Source organism: Streptomyces sp. NPDC054783 (assembly GCF_053611725.1).
On sequence record NZ_JBSHAY010000010.1, the window covers coordinates 38,270 to 52,479 of the forward strand.

Sequence of the window (14,210 nt, forward strand, 5' to 3'; positions counted from 1 at the left end):
GGAGGGACGGCAGTTGCTAGTCCTCGAAGCCTTCGGCGGCGCGCTTCTCCCGCAGCTCGCGAATCTCCCGGCGGCGGGCCAGGCGATGGGTGCGGCGGATCTGGGCCTCCTGGTGGCGGCGGCGGTCGCGGTCGGTCTCCGGGACCACCGGCGGCACCCGGCGCGGCTTGCCGTCGGCGTCGACCGCCGCGAAGACCAGGTAGGCGGAGCCGACCTGGGTGGGCGGGGTCGACTCGTTCCAGCGCTCGGCGAGGACCCGCACACCGACCTCCATGGAGGTCCGGCCGGTCCAGTTCACCTGCGCCTTCACATGGACCAGGTCACCGACGCGCACCGGCTCCAGGAAGGCCATCTCGTCCATCGACGCGGTGACGGCGGGACCGCCGGAGTGCCGGCCCGCCACGGCACCTGCCGCATCGTCGACCAACTTCATGATCACCCCGCCGTGCACCGTACCCAGCAGGTTGGTGTCGTTGTGGGTCATGATGTGGCTGAGGGTGGTGCGCGAGGCGGACGTCGACTTGCCGGGTATGTCCGACTCCATGTCCGGTTCCACGTCCGTGGCCTGGTCTGTCATGCCCTCCACCTTATGCCGAAGCGGCAATCGCGGAATTTGTGTCGGCTTCGCAACAGCGCCGCTCTTATTTTCCGACAGCCCTTGTAAGCCCCACACCGACGCCCTGCACACTGGGGCCCATGAATGACTGGCCCCAGGGATGGTCCGACGACAACCGCGGCCCGCGCTACGGACGCGGCAGTGCCGGCGCACAGCCGGAGGGCGCCCGCGCGATGCGGCAGGTGCGGCGCGGCCCGGCGGTACCGCCCGGGCAGCGCTCCTACGGCGACCCCGGCCCGGCGGCGCCGCCGTACGGGGCCGGAGTCCCGCAGCAGCCGTCCTACGTCGACGGCCAGGGATACGACGACGGCTCCGGTTACGACAGCGGCTACAACACCGGGCAGGTGTACGGCGGCGGTGGGCAGCGCGGCGGCGGCTTCGTGCCCAACGACAACGACCCGGACCCCCGGCTCGACCACTACCGGCCGCGCCCGAACTGGCGGCGCCGGCTGAAGTGGACCGCGATCACGCTGGTGACCGTGCTGTTCGTCACGTCCGTCGCGACCTACTTCTGGGCCGACTCCAAGCTGCGCCGCGAGGTCGACCTGTCCAAGGTCATCGACCGGCCGTCCGCCGGCTCCGGCACGAACTACCTGATCGTCGGCTCCGACAGCCGTGAGGGCATGTCCAAGGCGGACGAGAAGAAGCTGCACACCGGTTCCGCCCAGGGCAAGCGCACGGACTCGATGATGATCCTGCACGTCGGCGACAACGGCGACACGCTGATCTCGCTGCCGCGCGACTCGAACGTGACGATCCCCTCCTTCCAGGGCTCCACGTCCGGCAAGATCCGCCCCGCCATGGGCCCGAACAAGCTGAACGCGGCGTACGCGTACGACGGCCCGACGCTGCTGGTGCGCACGATCGAGTACAACACCGGTCTGCACATCGACCACTACGTGGAGATCGGCTTCCAGGGCTTCGCCAAGATCGTGGACGCGGTCGGCGGTGTCACGATCAACATCGACAAGGCCTTCAAGGACAAGTACTCGGGCGCCGACTTCAAGGCCGGCGACCAGACCCTGAACGGCGCGCAGGCCCTCGCCTTCGTCCGCACCCGGCACGCGTTCGCGGCCTCCGACCTGCAGCGCACCAAGAACCAGCAGAAGTTCCTGTCGGCGCTGGCCCACCAGGTGGCCACCCCGTCGACGATCCTCAACCCCTTCAAGCTCTACCCGACCATGGGCGCGGGCCTGGACTCCCTGATAGTGGACAAGGACATGTCCCTGTGGGACCTGGCCTCGATGTTCTGGGCGATGAAGGGCGTCCAGGGCGGTGACGGCACGTCGATGAACATGCCGATCTCGGGCTCCACCGGCGGCAACCTCGTCTGGGACAAGGCGAAGGTCAAGACGCTGGTGAACGAGCTGAACAACGACCAGAAGGTCACCGTCTCCGGCAACTGACCGACCCTTCGCAGGGACCGTACGCAGAGTGAGGGCATCCCGCCGGGTGCCCTCACTCTCTGGTCAGGGCAGGGCTCACAGGCCGGCGCCCGCCATCGCACGACAGGTCTCCGCGCAGCGGCGACACGCCTCCGCACAGCGCATCATCTGCTGGTCGTCGGGCATGGACATACACGCCTCGGCGCACATGGCGCACACCTTGGCGCAGAGCGTGCACATCTCGGCGGACATGGGCGAGCGGCGCATCATCATGTCGGCGCACATGCGGGTCGTCTCGGAGCAGTCCATCAGGGCGCGCATGACCTGCATCTGCTGCTGGCCGCCCTTCTGCATGCACGAGCTCATGGTCTCCTCGCACATGCTGTGGCAGTTCATGCAGGCCTCGATGCAGTCCTGCATCTGCTGGGTGAGCGCCGGCATCATCTGGGACTGGGTCATGGCTCCTCCTCGGAGAGGCGAGGGCCCGGGGCGGGCCCCGTGTGCTTCCGTCCTACGTCGGCCGGGCCCGACCCGCATGTGACCGACCGGTCGTAAGGTGCGGCTGAACAGCAGAAAGGCGCCCCGCAGGACGCCTTTCCCAAGAGCCGAAGCCCCTTGCCGTTACGGCAGGTTGCGGGCCATGACTATCCGCTGGACTTGGTTCGTGCCCTCATAAATCTGGGTGATCTTGGCGTCGCGCATCATGCGCTCCACCGGGTAGTCACGGGTGTAGCCGTAGCCGCCGAGCAGCTGGACGGCGTCCGTGGTGACCTCCATCGCCACGTCCGAGGCGAAGCACTTGGCGGCGGCGCCCAGGTAGGTGAGGTCGGCGTCGCCGCGCTCGGAGGCGGCGGCGGCCTGGTAGGTGAGGGCGCGGGCCGCCGAGATCTTCATCGACATGTCGGCGAGCATGAACTGGATGCCCTGGAAGTCGGCGATCGCCTTGCCGAACTGCTTGCGCTCCTGGACATAGCCCTTGGCGTAGTCGAAGGCGCCCTGTGCGACACCGAGCGCCTGCGCGGCGATGGTGATGCGGGTGTGGTCCAGGGTCTTCATGGCCGTCATGAAGCCCGTGCCCTCCTCGCCGATCATGCGGTCGGCGGGGATGCGGACGTTGTCGAAGTAGACCTCGCGGGTCGGGGAACCCTTGATGCCGAGCTTCTTCTCAGGGGCACCGAAGGAGACGCCCTCGTCCGACTTCTCGACGACGAAGGCGGAGATGCCCTTCGAGCGCTTGGCGGGGTCCGTGACCGCCATGACCGTGTAGTACTCGCTCACGCCGGCGTTGGTGATCCAGCGCTTCACGCCGTTGAGGATCCAGTGGTCGCCGTCGCGGACCGCCTTGGTCTTCATGCCGGCCGCGTCCGAGCCCGCCTCCGGCTCGGAGAGGCAGTACGAGAACATCCCGTCGCCCTTGGCGAGCGGGGTCAGGTACTTCTTCTTCAGCTCCTCGCCGCCGGAGAGGATCACCGGGAGGGAGCCGAGCTTGTTCACGGCGGGGATGAGGGAGGAGGACACGCAGGCGCGGGCGACCTCCTCGATCACGATGACCGTGGCGAGCGCGTCGGCGCCGGCGCCGCCGTACTCCTCGGGGACGTGCACCGCGTGCAGGTCGTTGGCCACGAGGGCGTCCAGCGCCTCCTGGGGGAAGCGGGCCTCCTCGTCCACGGCCGCGGCGTACGGCGCGATCTTCGCCTCGACCAGGGAGCGGACGGCGTCGCGGAGCATGTCGTGCTCCTCGGACGGGCGGTACAGGTCGAAGTCAGCCGTTCCGGCCACGGTCTCTCACGCTCCAAAGACGCAGTGATACTGACGCTAATTACCGTTAAGTAACTCAAATTTTAGAGGGCCGCCCGCAGCACGCCTACGTGAGCTACACGACAGCGGGGAAATTGCCCGGCAAGGGGCCCGACTATGCTCAGGGGCCGCATCACCGACGTACCGAGCTGGAGCGCATCCATGAGCCTGAAGATCACCGTGATCGGCACCGGTTATCTCGGCGCCACGCACGCCGCGGCCATGGCCGAGCTCGGCTTCGAGGTCCTGGGACTCGATGTCGTGCCCGAGAAGATCGCCATGCTGGAGCGCGGCGAGACGCCCATGTACGAGCCGGGGCTGGAGGAGCTGCTGCGCCGGCACGTGGCCGGCTTCGAGGGCTCCACCGGCCGTCTGCGGTTCACCACCGACTGGGCCGAGATCGGGGCCTTCGGCGATGTGCACTTCGTGTGCGTGAACACCCCGCAGCGGCATGGGGAGTACGCGGCCGACATGTCGTACGTCGAGTCCGCGATCTCCTCTCTCGCCCCGCATCTGCACGGCCCGGCCCTGGTGGTCGGCAAGTCGACCGTGCCGGTGGGCTCGGCCGAGCGGCTGGCCGGCTACCTCGCGGAGCACGCCCCGGCGGGCGCGGATGCCGAGCTGGCCTGGAACCCGGAGTTCCTGCGCGAGGGCTTCGCCGTGCAGGACACCCTGCACCCGGACCGGATCGTGGCGGGCGTGCGCAGCGAGCGCGCCGAGAAGCTGCTGCGGGAGGTGTACGCGACGCCGGTCGGCGAGGGCACGCCGTTCGTGGTGACCGACTTCCCGACGGCCGAGCTGGTGAAGACGGCCGCGAACTCCTTCCTCGCCACGAAGATCTCCTTCATCAACGCGATGGCGGAGGTGTGCGAGGCCGCGGGTGGTGACGTGGCGAAGCTGGCGGAGGCCATCGGGCACGACGACCGGATCGGGGCGAAGTTCCTGCGCGCCGGGATCGGCTTCGGCGGCGGCTGTCTGCCGAAGGACATCCGGGCGTTCATGGCGCGGGCGGGTGAGCTGGGCGCGGACCAGGCGCTGACCTTCCTGCGCGAGATCGACTCGATCAACATGCGCCGGCGCGGCCAGATGGTCGAGATGACCCGGGAGGCGCTCGGTGGCGGCTCCTTCCTCGGCAAGCGGGTCGCGGTGCTCGGCGCCACGTTCAAGCCCGACTCGGACGACGTGCGTGACTCGCCCGCGCTGAACGTGGCCGGCCAGATCCACCTCCAGGGCGGCCAGGTCACCGTGTACGACCCGAAGGGCATGGAGAACGCCCGCAAGGTCTTCCCCACCCTGGGCTACGCCGACTCCGCGCCGGCGGCCGTGCGCGGCGCCGACGTCGTCCTGCACCTCACCGAGTGGCGGGAGTTCCGCGAGCTGGACCCGGCGGCGCTCGGCGAGGTCGCGGTGTCCCGGCTGATCCTGGACGGCCGCAACGCGCTCGACCCGGAGCTGTGGCGCCGGGCGGGCTGGACGTACCGGGCGATGGGCCGCCCCACCGCATAACCCACGGGACAGGTGACGCCGGTTCGGCCGAGGCTCAGTCGGCCGAACCGGCGTCTTTCCGCATTCTGCACCACCGGACACATACGTGGCCGCTGAACTGCCTGTGTCTTACCCCTCCTTGGCCCGGTACCGGCGCATCTTCGCCCGCGCCCCGCACACCTGCATCGAGCACCAGCGGCCGCGCCCGGCCGGACTGCGGTCGTAGTAGGCCCAGTGGCAGGTCTCGGCCTCGCAGGCCTTCAGCCGCATCCAGGTGCCCTCGGCCAGCCCCTCGGCGACGGCGGCGGCGACGCGGGAGCGCAGCGGGGCGTCCGGGGCGGGGGCGAGGGACGCGGAGCCGTCCCGCTCGTCCACGGCGACGTACAGCGGTGCGCCGGACAGCAGCGTGCCGAGCGGGGTCACCTCGCGGTGCGGCCGGTGCCCGGCGTGCGCGAGCAGCGCGGCCCGCAGCGACTCCCGCAGCCCCCGCGCCTCCGCCAGCCCGTCCTCGGCGATCCCGAAGCGCCCCCGGCCCTCCTCGGTGTCCAGCACGTCGGCGCCGGTCTCGATGTCCAGCGTGTTGACCAGGGACTCGACCAGCGCCAGGGCTCCGGGGGCGGCCGATCTCTCATTCATGGTTGCGACGTTACCTCCAATGCGGGAGCATGCAGTAACCGTTACCTGTTGCCCAGCTCTATGGGTAACTCATGCCGAGACACAAGGAGGTAGTCATGGCTCTCGCCAAGCTCGGCGTCGTGGTGCTGGACTGTCCCGACCCCCGTGCGCTGGCCGGCTTCTACGCCGGAGTGCTGGGCGGCACGGTGGAGGGGGTCGGCGAGTGGGTCGACCTGAAGGTGCCCGGCGGGACGGCGCTGGCCTTCCAGCAGGCGCCGGGGTTCGTGCCGCCGGAATGGCCCGCGCCGGACGCCTCGCAGCAGTTCCATCTGGACCTGGTCGTGGAGGACCTGGACGCCGCGGAGAAGGGCGTGCTGGAGCTGGGCGCCAAGCCGCTGGACGCGGAGGACCGCGAGCGGACCTTCCGTGTGTACGCGGACCCGGCTGGGCACCCGTTCTGTCTGTGCGCCTGCTGAGCCGTCCGAAGTCCCAGGGAGGACAACCATGGCGTCCGTCGCCCGTTTCCGTTCCGTCGTGCTCGACTGTCCCGATCCGCACGCGCTGGCCGCCTTCTACGCGGCGGTGGCCGGGGGCACCCCGGACGCCGAGGACGACGACTGGGTCGTCCTGAAGGTGCCGGACGGGCCGCGGCTGGCCTTCCAGCGGGCCGAGGGCCACACCCCGCCGGAGTGGCCGCGCGCGGACCGCAACGGCCAGCAGTTCCACCTCGACTTCGACGCGGGCCGGACCTGGGCGGAGATCGACGCGGCCCATGAGCGGGTGCTGGCGCTGGGGGCCCGGCCGCTGGACCTGGAGGACCGGGAGAAGAAGGACTTCCAGGTGTACGCCGACCCGGCCGGGCATCCGTTCTGTCTGTGCCGGATCGATCACCCGTGACCCGTGTGACCTAGGGCGCGTCCAGTTCCCCGATCTTCGCGTTCGATGCCTCCCGGCGGTGCTGCGCGGCGCGGGCCGTGAAGTCCGCGCTGCGCAGCACCCGTTGGACATTGCCCCAGGTCAGCAGGGCCAGCTCGGTGTCGGACCAGCCGCGTTGGAGCAGTTCGGCGATCAGGTGGGGGTAGCGGGAGGCGTCGGCGAGTTCGCGGGGGTGGGCGGCGCCGGAGTCGTAGGTGCCGGACAGGCCCACGCAGTCCGGGCCGGCCACGTCGCGGACGCGGTCGAGGTGGTCGGCGACGTCATGGACCGTCGGACCGGTCTGCTCGGCGGTCAGCGGCACCATGCACAGGCCCTTCGCCGCGCCCAGCGAGGTGAGCAGTTCGTCGGGCAGGTTGGCCGGGTGCGGGCGCAGGGCGCGGGCGGCGGAGCGGGTGCACAGCACCGGGGTCTTGGACAGCGCCAGGGCACGTTCGGTGGTGGCCCGGGAGGCGCCTGAGACGTCGGCGAGCACACCGAGCCGGTTCATCTCGCGCACCACCTCCTCGCCGAACCGGGTCAGCCCCCGCTCCCCCGCCCAGGCCGTGCCCGCGAGCGTGAGCACGCGCAGGCCGAGGGCGTGCAGGACGCGCAGGATGCCGAGGGAGTCGTCGAGCGCGGTGGCGTGCGCGGGGCCCAGCACCACGGCGACCCGGCCGCGGTTGCGGGCGTCGATGATCTGCCCGGCGGTGCGCACCAGGCACAGGCCCTCCGGATGGGCCTCGATCACGGAGCTCGCCTGGTCCAGCTGTTCCAGGGTCGCGGTCGTCGCACGGTCGCCGCCGGGGCCCTCGGGCAGGTGCAGCGACCAGAACAGCGCGCCCACGTGGCCCGCACGCATCCGGGGTATGTCGGTGTCGATGGCCGCCTCGCCCAGCTCCAGGTCGTACCAGGGCAGATGGCGCAGGGCCCACGGCAGTCCGCTGTAGCCGTCGGCGACCGGGTGGGCGGCGAGCAGGGTGTGGGCACGCCGCAGGGACGCGGGCTCCGAAGGGAAGGGGTCGTCCGGCAGGGCGTCGTCCTCGCCGACCTCGGTCGTGCCCGGGATGTCGTCCTGGAGGTCGGCCATGGCGGGGCTCCGTACGTCGTCGTTGCTTACGCCGGTCGTGAGCTACGTCGTGCTGGGTCGTATCGCCACGGTCGCACGGGGGGAAGGACGGCTTCCTGGTGAGTGGGGCGTTCGGGGGTACGGCCGGTCAGGCGTCCCGCGCGGTGCGGATCACCCCGTCCGGAGCCTCCCGGACGGGGGTCGGTCGGGCATGCGGGGCAGCAGCCGGCGGATCTCCTCGCCGTGCAGCCCGGCCGCGTACGGCTCCCGGATGCCGACGACCCGGCCGACGGCCGTCTCCGGTTGGTCACGGTGGCCGGCCGGGGGTGCGCTCGGCGGTGAGCAGCCCCTGGGGCTCGTAGTAGCGCTAGGACCGCCGGCTCACGCGGACCTGGTCGCCCGGCTGCGCCTCGGCGCACCGCTCGACCCGGTCCGGGACCGGTACTTCGGTTACGTGGGCGGGGCCGCCGGCTACAACGGCCACCCCGCCCTGACGGATCAGGCGGGGCCGCCGTCCAGCGACTCGATGGTGGCGTTGGACGGGACACGGGTGGCCTGAAGGTCACGGGCCACGTCCTCCGCCGCGCCCAGCACCCGCACCGCGTTCTGCCAGGTCAGCTTGGCCAGGTCGGTCCTGGACCAGCCGCGCCTCAGCAGCTCGGCGAGCAGGTTCGGGTAGCCGGAGACGTCGCTGAGGCCGTCCGGGGTGAAGGCGGTGCCGTCGTAGTCGCCGCCGATGCCCAGGTGGTCGATGCCGGCGACCTCGCGCATGTGGTCCAGGTGGTCCGCGACCGTGGACACCGTGGCGACCGGGCGCGGGGTGCGCTCCTCGAAGGCCGCGTGGATCTTCATCGCCTCGGGGCTGGTGTCGAGGTGGTGCAGGCCGTGGGCGCGCATGTTCTCGTCGGCCGCCGCCGTCCAGTCGACGGCCGCCTGGAGCACGAACTTCGGCACGAACGTCACCATCGCCACACCGCCGTTGGCAGGCAGCCGCTCCAGGACGTCGTCGGGGATGTTGCGCGGATGGTCGCACACGGCCCGCGCGGAGGAGTGCGAGAAGATCACCGGCGCGGAGGTGGTGTCCAGCGCGGCCCGCATGGTCGTGGCGGCCACGTGGGAGAGGTCGACCAGCATGCCGAGGCGGTTCATCTCGCGGACCACCTCGCGGCCGAAGGCCGAAAGGCCGCCGACCTTCGGCTCGTCGGTCGCCGAGTCCGCCCAGTCGTTGTTGTCGTTGTGGGTGAGCGTCATGTAGCGCACGCCCAGCTCGTACAGGCCGCGCAGGGTGCCGAGGGAGTTGTCGATCGAGTGCCCGCCCTCCGCGCCCATGAGGGAGGCGATACGTCCCTCCGTGCGCGCCGCCTCCATGTCGGCGGCGGTCAGCGCGGCCCGCAGATCGGCGGGGTGCCGGGCGATGAGCTGCCGTACGCAGTCGATCTGTTCGAGGGTCGCCGGCACCGCCCCGGGCAGGTCCGAGCGCACGAACACCGACCAGTACTGCGCCCCGACACCGCCCGCGCGCAGGCGCGGGATGTCGGTGTGCAGATGGGCGTCCTGCCGTACGGCGATGTCGCGGGCGGCGAGGTCGTAGCGGACCTGCTCGCGCAGCGCCCACGGCAGGTCGTTGTGGCCGTCGACGACCGGGAACTCGCGCAGCAGGGTCCGTGCTTCGTCCAGTGAGGTCATTGCCTGTTACTTCCCGAAGCCGAAGCCGCTCGACCCCTCGACCTTGGAACGCAGCCGCTTGCCCTTCTCGGTGGCCTGGTCGTTGAGGTCGTGCTGGAAGTCGCGCATCTTGTGCAGCAGGTCCTCGTCGTGCGTGGCGAGGATGCGGGCCGCGAGGAGACCGGCGTTGCGGGCACCGGCGACGGAGACCGTGGCGACCGGGACACCGGCCGGCATCTGCACGATGGACAGCAGGGAGTCCATGCCGTCGAGGTACTTCAGCGGCACCGGCACGCCGATGACCGGCAGCGGGGTGACGGAGGCGAGCATGCCGGGCAGGTGGGCGGCGCCGCCCGCACCGGCGATGATCACCTTCAGCCCGCGGTCGGCGGCCTGCTCGCCGTAGGCGATCATCTCGCGGGGCATGCGGTGCGCGGAGACGACGTCCACCTCGTAGCCGATCTCGAACTCGTCCAGGGCCTTGGCGGCGGCCTCCATGACGGGCCAGTCGGAGTCCGACCCCATGACGATGCCCACGACGGGGCCGGCAGCGGTGCTCATTCGGTGATGGTGCCTCTCAGATAGCCGGCTGCGTGACGGGCGCGCTCCAGCACGTCGTCCAGGTCGTCGCCGTAGGTGTTGACGTGTCCGACCTTACGGCCGGGCTTCACGTCCTTGCCGTACATGTGGATCTTGAGCTTGGGGTCGCGGGCCATGCAGTGCAGGTACGCGGAGTACATGTCCGGGTAGTCGCCGCCCAGGACGTTGACCATCACGGTCCACGCGGCGCGCGGGCGCGGGTCGCCGAGCGGGAGGTCGAGGACCGCGCGGACGTGGTTGGCGAACTGCGAGGTGATCGCGCCGTCCTGGGTCCAGTGGCCGGAGTTGTGCGGGCGCATGGCCAGCTCGTTGACGAGGACGCGGCCGTCGCGGGTCTGGAACAGCTCGACCGCGAGGTGCCCGACGACGCCGAGTTCCTTGGCGATGGTCAGGGCCATCCGCTCGGCCTGGAGGGCGAGGGATTCGTCCAGGCCGGGCGCGGGGGCTATGACCGTGTCGCAGACGCCGTTCACCTGCCGGGACTCCACCACCGGGTAGGCGACGGCCTGGCCGTGCGGGGAGCGTACGACGTTGGCGGCGAGCTCGCGGACGTAGTCGACCTTCTCCTCGGCGAGGACCGGGACGTCGGCCCGGAACGGGTCGGTGGCCTCCTCGGCGGTCTCCACGACCCACACGCCCTTGCCGTCGTAGCCGCCGCGCACGGTCTTCAGCACGACCGGGAAGCCGTCCCCCTCGGCCGCGAAGCGGACCACGTCCTCCGGGTCCCTGACGATCCGGTGCCGCGGGCACGGGATGCCGATCGCGTCGAGCTTCGCGCGCATCACGCCCTTGTCCTGGGCGTGCACCAGCGCGTCGGGCCCCGGACGCACGGGGATGCCGTCCGCCTCCAGGGCCCTGAGGTGCTCGGTGGGTACATGTTCGTGATCGAAGGTGATCACATCGCAACCGCGCGCGAACTCACGCAGCGTGTCGAGATCGCGATAGTCGCCGATGACGACATCGCTCACGACCTGCGCCGCCGAGTCCTGAGGGGTGTCACTGAGAAGCTTGAACCTGATGCCCAACGGGATGCCCGCCTCGTGCGTCATACGCGCGAGCTGCCCCCCGCCGACCATGCCGACTACCGGGAACGTCACACCCCTAGCGTATCGGCCACGCCGGGGCTGCCCGATCGCGTCCCTCACACGAACTCTTACCGGTCGCTTTCCACCCTCTTTCCGATCTGTTTCCTGGTCTTGGGCTTGTGCACAGGCGACGGAGGATTCACCCGGATAGCATGGCTGGGCTGACGAAACCTACCGACGGGAGCTGCACAGCCATGGAACCTCGTTCCTCGGGGCTGCAACGGCTCGTACGCGAGGTGGCCAAGTTCGGCACCGTCGGCGTTGCGGGCATCTTCGTCAACCTCGGCGTGTTCAACCTGGTCCGCCACGTCTCCGATCTGCCGGTGGTGCGGGCCAGCATCATCGCGACGGTGGTCGCCATCGCGTTCAACTACGTCGGGTTCCGTTACTGGACGTACCGGGACCGCGACAAGAACGGCCGCACCAAGGAGCTCACGCTCTTCCTCTTGTTCAGCGCGATCGGCCTGGTGATCGAGAACGGCGTGCTGTACGCGGCGACCTACGGCTTCGGCTGGGACAGTCCGCTGCAGAGCAACGTCTTCAAGTTCGTCGGCATCGGCGTCGCGACCCTGTTCCGCTTCTGGTCGTACCGCACCTGGGTGTTCCGCGTGCAGCCGACGCAGGAGGCGGAGTCGATCCTGGTGGCCGAGTCGAAGAGGCCCCACTCCGAGCCCGAGCCGAAGTCCCAGCGCGTTCCGTAACCCGGTTCAGCGCACCGTCGGCCGCTCCTCCTCCGTCTTGCGGGCCGGCGGCGTGCGCGAGAGGAACAGGCCGAACACCGGCGGCTGGGCCTGGAGCAACTCCAGGCGGCCGCCGTCGGCCTCCGCGAGGTCGCGGGCGACGGCCAGGCCGATCCCGGTGGAGTTCCGCCCGCTGATCGTCCGCTCGAAGATCCGCGCGCCGAGGTCGGCGGGGACACCGGGGCCCTCGTCGGTGACCTCGACCACGGCCTGGTTGCCGGTGACCCGGGTGCGCAGCGCGACGGTGCCGCCACCGTGCATGAGGGAGTTCTCGATCAGCGCCGCCAGGACCTGGGCGACCGCCCCGGGCGTGCCGACGGCCTGCAGATGCCGCTTGCCGGAGCTGACGATGGCCCGGCCGGCGCTGCGGTAGGCGGGCCGCCACTCGGCGAGCTGCTGCTGGATGACCTCGTCCAGGTCGAAGGTGACGGCGGAGCCGGTGCGCGGGTCGCGGGAGTTCGTCAGCAGCCGCTCGACCACGTCGGTGAGCCGCTCGACCTGGGTGAGCGCGACGTTCGCCTCTTCCTTCACGATGTCCGGGTCGTCCGTGAGGGTGATCTCCTCCAGCCGCATGGACAGCGCGGTCAGCGGGGTGCGGAGCTGGTGGGAGGCGTCTGCGGCCAGACGCCGCTCGGCGGTCAGCATGCGCCCGATCCGCTCGGCGGAGGAGTCCAGCACATCGGCGACCCGGTCCAGCTCGGGGACGCCGTACCGCTTGTGCCGCGGGCGCGGGTCGCCGGAGCCGAGGCGCTCGGCGGTCTCCGCGAGGTCGGTGAGCGGGGAGGCGAGCCGGTTGGCCTGGCGTACGGCGAGCAGCACGGCCGCGACCACCGCGAGCAGCGCCACGAGGCCGATGACCAGCAGGGTCCGGCCGACCTCGCGGGTGACCGCGGAGCGCGGCTCCTGCACGGTGACGGTCTCGCCCTCCTCGCCCTGCTGGCTGGCGTGGATGACATCGCCCTGCGGCTTGGTGCCGATCTCTATCGGCTGGTGGCCGGGCATGCGGATGACCGCGTACTGGTCCTTGGCGACCGGATTGCGCAGCACGTCCGCGTTGACGTTCTCCGCGGCGAGGATCCGGCTGTCCACGATGCTGGCCAGCCGCACCGCCTCGGAGTCCACCCGCTCCTGGGCGCTGTTGCTGATCGTCCGGGTCTCGACGATCACCAGGGAGATGCCGAAGACGGCGATCACCACGAGGACGACGGCGAGGGTGGACTGGATGAGACGTCGGCGCATGTTCCGTTACCTGAGGTGATCGCTGGCCCTGGGAAGGGCCCCCGGGGGAAGGGCTCAGCTCTTCTCGAAGCGGAAGCCCACTCCACGCACCGTGGCGATGTAGCGGGGGTTCGCCGCGTCGTCGCCGAGCTTCTTGCGCAGCCAGGAGATGTGCATGTCGAGGGTCTTGGTGGAGGACCACCACGTGGTGTCCCAGACCTCGCGCATGAGCTGGTCGCGGGTGACGACCCGGCCGGCGTCCCGCACGAGCACGCGCAGCAGGTCGAACTCCTTGGCGGTGAGCTGGAGTTCCTCGTCGCCCATCCACGCCCGGTGCGACTCGACGTCGATCCGCACCCCGTGCGTGGCCGGCGGCTGCTGCGGCTCGGCGGCACCGCGCCGGAGCAGGGCCCGTACCCGGGCGAGCAGTTCGGCGAGCCGGAAGGGCTTGGTGACGTAGTCGTCGGCGCCCGCGTCCAGGCCGACGACGGTGTCCACCTCGTCGGCCCGCGCGGTCAGGATGAGGATCGGCACGGTGTGGCCGTCGGCCCGCAGCCGGCGGGCGACCTCCAGGCCGTCCATGCCCGGCAGGCCCAGGTCCAGTACGACCAGATCGACGCCGCCCTGCATTCCGGCGTCGAGCGCGGTGGGTCCGTCCTCGCGCACCTCGACCTCGTAACCTTCCCGGCGCAGGGCGCGGGCCAGTGGCTCCGAGATGGACGCGTCGTCCTCGGCGAGCAGTACACGGGTCATGCAGTGATGGTAGACCGCCCGCGTGCGGTGCTGGGGTGTGATCGGTTCCAGGAACTCTTACCTTCGTACGCCGCCGGAGTGTCGTTGGTACGAACCATCACTCTGGGGATGCGATCGTAGGAGAGACCTTCGATTCCGGTCCTGCGGTTCCTCCGACACCTGTGATCCGCGTCTCAAGTCCTTCCATATCCGGCAGTGTCCTGCCTTACAGTGACCTGAACGCCTGTAGTACACCAGGGGACCTTCGGCGGGCAGACGACGCTGAAGGTC

The 14,210-nt window shown here is 70.5% G+C and carries 16 protein-coding genes; 6 read left to right on the forward strand and 10 right to left on the reverse strand.

Going from position 1 to position 14,210, the window contains the following annotated elements; translation table 11 throughout:
• Positions 1–16: 16 nt before the first annotated feature.
• Positions 17–577 carry an acyl-CoA thioesterase gene (locus tag ACWGJ5_RS19215; RefSeq protein WP_453310862.1) on the reverse strand — a complete coding sequence of 187 codons (561 nt, stop codon included), beginning with the start codon at positions 575–577 and terminating at the stop codon, positions 17–19.
• A 119-nt stretch (positions 578–696) separates the two neighbouring features.
• On the opposite strand from ACWGJ5_RS19215, the gene ACWGJ5_RS19220 reads away from it, so the two are divergent.
• Positions 697–2,022, forward strand: coding sequence for an LCP family protein (locus tag ACWGJ5_RS19220; RefSeq protein WP_453310863.1), 1,326 nt, complete (start codon positions 697–699; stop codon positions 2,020–2,022).
• Positions 2,023–2,097: 75 nt separating this feature from the next.
• On the opposite strand, the gene ACWGJ5_RS19225 is transcribed toward ACWGJ5_RS19220, so the two are convergent.
• Together ACWGJ5_RS19225 and ACWGJ5_RS19230 are read right to left on the reverse strand one after the other, a co-directional pair.
• A complete protein-coding gene (locus ACWGJ5_RS19225) occupies positions 2,098–2,460 on the reverse strand; it encodes a four-helix bundle copper-binding protein (RefSeq protein WP_228626812.1) in 363 nt (120 codons plus the stop codon).
• Positions 2,461–2,622: 162 nt separating this feature from the next.
• Positions 2,623–3,780 (reverse strand): acyl-CoA dehydrogenase family protein, encoded by a 1,158-nt coding sequence (locus tag ACWGJ5_RS19230; RefSeq protein WP_308280853.1) that lies wholly within the window; start codon positions 3,778–3,780, stop codon positions 2,623–2,625.
• A 180-nt stretch (positions 3,781–3,960) separates the two neighbouring features.
• On the opposite strand from ACWGJ5_RS19230, the gene ACWGJ5_RS19235 reads away from it, so the two are divergent.
• A complete protein-coding gene (locus tag ACWGJ5_RS19235; protein WP_453310864.1) occupies positions 3,961–5,304 on the forward strand; it encodes a UDP-glucose dehydrogenase family protein in 1,344 nt (447 codons plus the stop codon).
• A gap of 108 nt (positions 5,305–5,412) precedes the next feature.
• On the opposite strand, the gene ACWGJ5_RS19240 is transcribed toward ACWGJ5_RS19235, so the two are convergent.
• Positions 5,413–5,919, reverse strand: a complete 507-nt coding sequence (locus ACWGJ5_RS19240) for a CGNR zinc finger domain-containing protein (protein ID WP_453310865.1) — start codon at positions 5,917–5,919, stop codon at positions 5,413–5,415.
• A 95-nt stretch (positions 5,920–6,014) separates the two neighbouring features.
• Here ACWGJ5_RS19240 and ACWGJ5_RS19245 point away from each other — a divergent pair, with 95 nt between their 5' ends.
• A complete protein-coding gene (locus ACWGJ5_RS19245; protein ID WP_453310866.1) occupies positions 6,015–6,374 on the forward strand; it encodes a VOC family protein in 360 nt (119 codons plus the stop codon).
• A 28-nt stretch (positions 6,375–6,402) separates the two neighbouring features.
• Positions 6,403–6,795, forward strand: coding sequence for a VOC family protein (locus tag ACWGJ5_RS19250; protein ID WP_228626819.1), 393 nt, complete (start codon positions 6,403–6,405; stop codon positions 6,793–6,795).
• A gap of 10 nt (positions 6,796–6,805) precedes the next feature.
• Here the strand turns inward: ACWGJ5_RS19250 and ACWGJ5_RS19255 are convergent, their stop codons facing one another.
• Entirely contained in the window at positions 6,806–7,900 is a 1,095-nt protein-coding gene (locus ACWGJ5_RS19255) for a dipeptidase (protein WP_453310867.1), read from the reverse strand.
• A 190-nt stretch (positions 7,901–8,090) separates the two neighbouring features.
• On the opposite strand from ACWGJ5_RS19255, the gene ACWGJ5_RS19260 reads away from it, so the two are divergent.
• Positions 8,091–8,438, forward strand: coding sequence for a hypothetical protein (locus ACWGJ5_RS19260; RefSeq protein ID WP_453310868.1), 348 nt, complete (start codon positions 8,091–8,093; stop codon positions 8,436–8,438).
• On the opposite strand, the gene ACWGJ5_RS19265 is transcribed toward ACWGJ5_RS19260, so the two are convergent.
• Genes ACWGJ5_RS19265 through ACWGJ5_RS19275 form a run of 3 tightly spaced genes read right to left on the reverse strand, consistent with a single transcriptional unit; the run spans position 8,378 to position 11,241 of the window.
• Entirely contained in the window at positions 8,378–9,565 is a 1,188-nt protein-coding gene (locus tag ACWGJ5_RS19265) for a dipeptidase (protein WP_453310869.1), read from the reverse strand. The two genes, ACWGJ5_RS19260 and ACWGJ5_RS19265, sit on opposite strands and share 61 nt — an antisense overlap.
• Positions 9,566–9,571: 6 nt before the next feature.
• Positions 9,572–10,105 (reverse strand): 5-(carboxyamino)imidazole ribonucleotide mutase, encoded by a 534-nt coding sequence (purE, locus tag ACWGJ5_RS19270; RefSeq protein ID WP_453310870.1) that lies wholly within the window; start codon positions 10,103–10,105, stop codon positions 9,572–9,574.
• Positions 10,102–11,241, reverse strand: coding sequence for a 5-(carboxyamino)imidazole ribonucleotide synthase (locus ACWGJ5_RS19275; protein ID WP_453310871.1), 1,140 nt, complete (start codon positions 11,239–11,241; stop codon positions 10,102–10,104). Before ACWGJ5_RS19275 ends, purE begins: the two co-directional genes overlap by 4 nt.
• A gap of 182 nt (positions 11,242–11,423) precedes the next feature.
• Between ACWGJ5_RS19275 and ACWGJ5_RS19280 the strand changes: the two genes are divergently transcribed.
• Positions 11,424–11,930, forward strand: a complete 507-nt coding sequence (locus tag ACWGJ5_RS19280; protein ID WP_228624566.1) for a GtrA family protein — start codon at positions 11,424–11,426, stop codon at positions 11,928–11,930.
• A 6-nt stretch (positions 11,931–11,936) separates the two neighbouring features.
• On the opposite strand, the gene ACWGJ5_RS19285 is transcribed toward ACWGJ5_RS19280, so the two are convergent.
• Together ACWGJ5_RS19285 and ACWGJ5_RS19290 are read right to left on the reverse strand one after the other, a co-directional pair.
• A complete protein-coding gene (locus tag ACWGJ5_RS19285) occupies positions 11,937–13,208 on the reverse strand; it encodes an ATP-binding protein (protein ID WP_453310872.1) in 1,272 nt (423 codons plus the stop codon).
• A 54-nt stretch (positions 13,209–13,262) separates the two neighbouring features.
• Positions 13,263–13,940 carry a response regulator transcription factor gene (locus ACWGJ5_RS19290; RefSeq protein ID WP_020940464.1) on the reverse strand — a complete coding sequence of 226 codons (678 nt, stop codon included), beginning with the start codon at positions 13,938–13,940 and terminating at the stop codon, positions 13,263–13,265.
• Positions 13,941–14,210: the final 270 nt, after the last annotated feature.

Bases quoted from the DNA above. Each gene is read 5' to 3' on its own strand.
- ACWGJ5_RS19215 (WP_453310862.1), bottom strand. From the start codon at position 577: ATGACAGACCAGGCCACGGACGTGGAACCGGACATGGAGTCGGACATA.
- ACWGJ5_RS19220 (WP_453310863.1), top strand. From the start codon at position 697: ATGAATGACTGGCCCCAGGGATGGTCCGACGACAACCGCGGCCCGCGC.
- ACWGJ5_RS19225 (WP_228626812.1), bottom strand. From the start codon at position 2,460: ATGACCCAGTCCCAGATGATGCCGGCGCTCACCCAGCAGATGCAGGAC.
- ACWGJ5_RS19235 (WP_453310864.1), top strand. From the start codon at position 3,961: ATGAGCCTGAAGATCACCGTGATCGGCACCGGTTATCTCGGCGCCACG.
- ACWGJ5_RS19240 (WP_453310865.1), bottom strand. From the start codon at position 5,919: ATGAATGAGAGATCGGCCGCCCCCGGAGCCCTGGCGCTGGTCGAGTCC.
- ACWGJ5_RS19245 (WP_453310866.1), top strand. From the start codon at position 6,015: ATGGCTCTCGCCAAGCTCGGCGTCGTGGTGCTGGACTGTCCCGACCCC.
- ACWGJ5_RS19250 (WP_228626819.1), top strand. From the start codon at position 6,403: ATGGCGTCCGTCGCCCGTTTCCGTTCCGTCGTGCTCGACTGTCCCGAT.
- ACWGJ5_RS19255 (WP_453310867.1), bottom strand. From the start codon at position 7,900: ATGGCCGACCTCCAGGACGACATCCCGGGCACGACCGAGGTCGGCGAG.
- ACWGJ5_RS19260 (WP_453310868.1), top strand. From the start codon at position 8,091: ATGCGGGGCAGCAGCCGGCGGATCTCCTCGCCGTGCAGCCCGGCCGCG.
- ACWGJ5_RS19265 (WP_453310869.1), bottom strand. From the start codon at position 9,565: ATGACCTCACTGGACGAAGCACGGACCCTGCTGCGCGAGTTCCCGGTC.
- purE (WP_453310870.1), bottom strand. From the start codon at position 10,105: ATGAGCACCGCTGCCGGCCCCGTCGTGGGCATCGTCATGGGGTCGGAC.
- ACWGJ5_RS19280 (WP_228624566.1), top strand. From the start codon at position 11,424: ATGGAACCTCGTTCCTCGGGGCTGCAACGGCTCGTACGCGAGGTGGCC.
- ACWGJ5_RS19285 (WP_453310872.1), bottom strand. From the start codon at position 13,208: ATGCGCCGACGTCTCATCCAGTCCACCCTCGCCGTCGTCCTCGTGGTG.
- ACWGJ5_RS19290 (WP_020940464.1), bottom strand. From the start codon at position 13,940: ATGACCCGTGTACTGCTCGCCGAGGACGACGCGTCCATCTCGGAGCCA.